This is a genomic window from Curtobacterium sp. B8 (genome assembly GCF_000333315.1).
Taxonomy (GTDB): Bacteria; Actinomycetota; Actinomycetes; order Actinomycetales; family Microbacteriaceae; genus Curtobacterium; species Curtobacterium luteum.
Genome location: NZ_BACW01000211.1, coordinates 1 through 3,288, shown reverse-complemented (window position 1 = coordinate 3,288; position 3,288 = coordinate 1). Strand labels below are relative to the sequence as shown.

The 3,288-nt window shown below is 73.7% G+C and carries 3 protein-coding genes; 2 read left to right on the top strand and 1 reads right to left on the bottom strand.

The features are described from left to right. A partial coding sequence (locus I59_RS05310) for a PucR family transcriptional regulator (RefSeq protein WP_022902978.1) occupies positions 1-1,414 on the bottom strand: 1,414 nt, incomplete at its 3' end. 92 nt (positions 1,415-1,506) lie between these two features. On the opposite strand from I59_RS05310, the gene gabT reads away from it, so the two are divergent. Together gabT and I59_RS05300 are read left to right on the top strand one after the other, a co-directional pair. After that, complete coding sequence (gene gabT, locus I59_RS05305; protein WP_031272985.1) at positions 1,507-2,871, top strand: 4-aminobutyrate--2-oxoglutarate transaminase; 1,365 nt, start codon at positions 1,507-1,509, stop codon at positions 2,869-2,871. Then, positions 2,868-3,288, top strand: a 421-nt coding sequence (locus I59_RS05300; protein ID WP_031272983.1) for an aldehyde dehydrogenase family protein, incomplete at its 3' end; no start/stop codon positions are given. The genes gabT and I59_RS05300, both read left to right, overlap by 4 nt.

Below are 3,288 nucleotides of genomic sequence, written 5' to 3'. Positions count from 1 at the left end.
CGCCGAGGGCCTGGGCGGTGCGGTCGTACTCGCAGTTCTGCTCCAGCCAGGTGCGGACCGTCCGGGTGAGCTCGGTGCCGGCGGCCCGGTCGTGGTCGAGCAGCGGGGCGAGGAACGCACGGGCGACTGCCCCCGCGTCGACGTCGACGTGCGCGAGGTGGGCGAGCACCCCCTCACGGGCGAGGTCGCCGAACTCGGTGGTGCCGGGACGGCCCTCACGTCGACGGTCGAGCGCCTGCACCGCCTCGGTCCGCGCCCGGCCGAAGTACCGGTACGTCGCGCCGTCCGAGAGCCCGGCGTGCAGGTCGAAGCGGGCGACGAGTTCGTCGACGACCCCGGTGTCCTCGGCGCCGACGCAGAGGAAGAGGGCGTCGTCCACGGCGAAGAAGAGCCGCCCGGGACGGTCCTGGACCCACAGTTCGAGCAGGTCCACGACGGTGTCGAGGTCGTGGTCGGGCACCTCGACCGCGGCGATCCGGACGGGCTCCTCGGGCAGCGGCCCCCACACCTCGCGCGAGGTCGAGTCGACGACGGCCGGGTCGCCGACCGAGAGCATCGTCAGGAGTCCGGTGCGGAGGAGTCCGCGGGCCCGGGCGAGCTCGCGGTTCTGCTGCAGTGCGAGTCCGGCGAGTGCGATGACGGCCGTGACGACCTCGCGGCCGGCCCGGTCGAGCGCGCCGCCGTTCGCGATCGCGAGGACGCCGCTGAGGTGTCCACCGCTGCCGAGGGTCTGCAGGGTGTACCCGGTGCGGTGCTCCGTCGTGACCGGCAGGCTGGCCCGCTGTCCTGCGCGCAGGAGCCGCAACGCCTCGGACCGGAGCACGTCGAGGTCGGCCTCGGGGACCGCGCCGTCGGGGTGCCCGCGGTCGAGCCGGCCGGAGAGGTCGAACAGCCCGACCCAGCCGTCGAGTTGCCGCGAGAGCTCGGCGATCGTCGCGCCCAGCCCGTCCGGACGCATCGCCGCGAGCGAGATCGCCCGCTGGGCCGAGAGCGCCCAGGCGTTCCGGGCGTTCGCCTCGCGGGACACGGCGTCCGCGTTCGCCTGCGCGACCGCGATGAACGACGTCTCGTAGGGCACCTCGAAGAGCGGCAGCCCGTGGACGTCGCACGCGTCGACGAGGGACGCCGGGGTGCCGGCACGGACGACCTCGGTCCCGAAGCCGAGTGCCACCACCCCGCGACGCTGGAGTCGTGCGACGTAGGCCTCGGCGACGGTCGCGCTCACCTCGTCCTCGTCGAACTGGGTGCCGGTCGTGAGCAGTCCCTGGCCGTCGGCGAGGAACGGCGTCGGGTCCTCGAGGTCGGAGCTGTGCAGCCAGGACAGCGGGGCGTCGAGCGCGTCGGCGTCGTCCCGGGTCAGCAGCCGGAGGTGTAGGTCGGCGCGGTGGAGCAGGGAGCGCAGCGTCGCGGGCATGCACGGACTCTATCCGCTGTGGCGATCCGGAGCAGGGCTGCTGTACGTGAGGGACAGTGGGGGTCGGGGTGGTCGGCTCCTACGATCGCCGCATGACCTCCACCGTCGCCCCCTCGACCAGCGCCGCCACGGGTGGCCCCTCGCTGCCGCAGGAGCGGCGGCTCGTCACGGAGGTGCCGGGTCCGCGCTCCCGCGCGCTGCTGGAACGGAAGGCCGCCGCGGTCGCCGCCGGCGTCGGCATCGCCGTGCCGGTCGCGGTCGTCGCGGCCGGGGGCGGGGTCGTCGTCGACGCGGACGGCAACTCGCTCGTCGACCTCGGCTCCGGTATCGCCGTCACGAGCGTCGGCAACGCGCACCCCCGCGTGGTCGAGGCCGTGCAGCAGCAGGTCGCCGCCTTCACGCACACGTGCTTCACGATCGCCGCGTACGACGGGTACGTCGAGGTCGCCGAGGCCCTCAACCGCCTCACGCCGGGCGACCACGCGAAGAAGACCGCCCTGTTCAACTCCGGCGCCGAAGCCGTCGAGAACGCGGTCAAGATCGCCCGGAAGCACACCGGCAAGCAGGCCGTGGTCGTGTTCGACCACGCGTACCACGGCCGCACCAACCTCACGATGGCGCTCACGGCGAAGAACCAGCCGTACAAGAACGGCTTCGGGCCGTTCGCCCCCGAGGTCTACCGCGTGCCGATGTCGTACCCGTACCGCGACGGCGGGCTGTCCGGCGCCGAGGCCGCCAAGCGTGCGATCACCCAGATCGAGAAGCAGGTCGGCGCCGAGAACACCGCCGCCGTGCTCATCGAGCCGATCCAGGGCGAGGGCGGGTTCGTCGTCCCGGCGCCCGGGTTCCTGGCCGCGCTCTCGGCGTGGGCCACCGCGAACGACGTCGTCTTCATCGCCGACGAGGTCCAGACCGGCTTCGCCCGCACCGGCGCGATGTTCGCGAGCGAGCACGAGGGCATCGTCCCCGACCTCGTCACCACTGCGAAGGGCATGGCCGGCGGGATGCCGCTGTCCGCCGTGACCGGTCGCGCCGAGATCATGGACTCCGCGCACGTCGGCGGCCTCGGCGGCACGTACGGCGGCAACCCCGTCGCCTGTGCCGCAGCGCTCGCCGCCATCGACGCGTTCGAGCACGACGGCCTCGTCGAGCGGGCGGCCGCGATCGGCGACCTGCTGCTCGGACGCCTCCGCGCCGCGCAGGCCGAGGACCCGCGCATCGGCGACGTCCGCGGTCGCGGCGCCATGGTCGCGGTCGAGCTCGTCGACCCCGCGACCGGCGAACCCGATGCCGCACTCACCGGGCGTGTGGTCAAGTACGCGTACGAGCACGGCGTCATCGCCCTCACCGCGGGGACGTACGGCAACGTCCTCCGCTTCCTCCCCCCGCTCGCGATCGACGACGCCCTCCTCGGCGAAGGCCTGGACGTCGTCCTGGAAGGACTCGCCGCAGCATGACCGACACCCAGACCGACCACAGCGCGACCGACACGCAGCAGGCCACCCGCACCGCCGCCGAACGCGCGCTCCTCGCGAAGGTCCCCACGGGCCTCCTGGTCGACGGCACCTGGCAGCCGGCGGCCGACGGCGCGACGTTCCCCGTCGTCGACCCGTCGACCGGCGAGACGCTCCTCGAGATCGCCGACGCGACCCCCGAGGACGGTGTCCGAGCCCTCGACGCCGCCGCAGCAGCCCAGCAGGCGTGGGCGACCACCCCGCCGCGGCAGCGTGCCGAGGTGCTGCGGAAGGCATTCGACCTGCTCCAGGAGCGCCGGGCGGACTTCGCGCTCCTCATGACGCTCGAGATGGGCAAGCCCCTCGCCGAGGCGAACGGCGAGGTCACCTACGGCGGCGAGTTCCTCCGCTGGTTCTCCG

Excerpts from the sequence above, each read along its gene's own strand:
- gabT (WP_031272985.1), top strand. The coding sequence starts at position 1,507 with ATGACCTCCACCGTCGCCCCCTCGACCAGCGCCGCCACGGGTGGCCCC.